Annotated in this window: 1 protein-coding gene; it reads left to right on the plus strand. The window is 64.7% G+C overall.

Features of this window, described 5'->3' with window-relative positions:
- Window positions 1–502: MtnX-like HAD-IB family phosphatase (locus tag DAI20_RS20550; RefSeq protein ID WP_108252931.1), on the plus strand; the 502-nt coding region annotated here is incomplete at both ends.

Below are 502 nucleotides of genomic sequence, written 5' to 3' on the forward strand. Positions count from 1 at the left end.
TGGAGCATCCTGTGTGACTTCGACGGCACCATCAGCCTCGAAGATGTCATCGACTCGCTGCTGGAGAAGTACGGCCAGCCGGGCTGGCAGGAACTGGAAGAGCAGTGGAAGTCGGGAAAGATCGGCTCGCGTGAATGCATGCAGGGCCAGGTCAGGCTGCTGAAGCTGGACCCGGCCACGCTCGACGCCCACCTGGATCAGGTGCAGATCGATCCGGGCTTTGCCGCCTTTGTCAGCCGTGCCGAACAGCTGGGCGTGCCGCTGCGCATCGTCAGTGATGGCCTGGACTATGCGATCCACCGCATCCTCGCCAACCACGGCCTGTCGCGACTGCCGGTGGTGGCCAACCACCTGCGCTGGTGCGGGGACCACTGGGAACTGGAATCGCCCTACCAGGCCGAAGGTTGCCGCAGTGGCACCTGCAAGTGCACCTGCGCTGCGCAGGCGCGCGCCAACGAAGCACCGCGTGTGCTGATGATCGGCGATGGCAGCTCGGACTTCT

This window comes from Planctomonas deserti (assembly GCF_003067705.1).
Taxonomy (GTDB): Bacteria; Actinomycetota; Actinomycetes; order Actinomycetales; family Microbacteriaceae; genus Planctomonas; species Planctomonas deserti.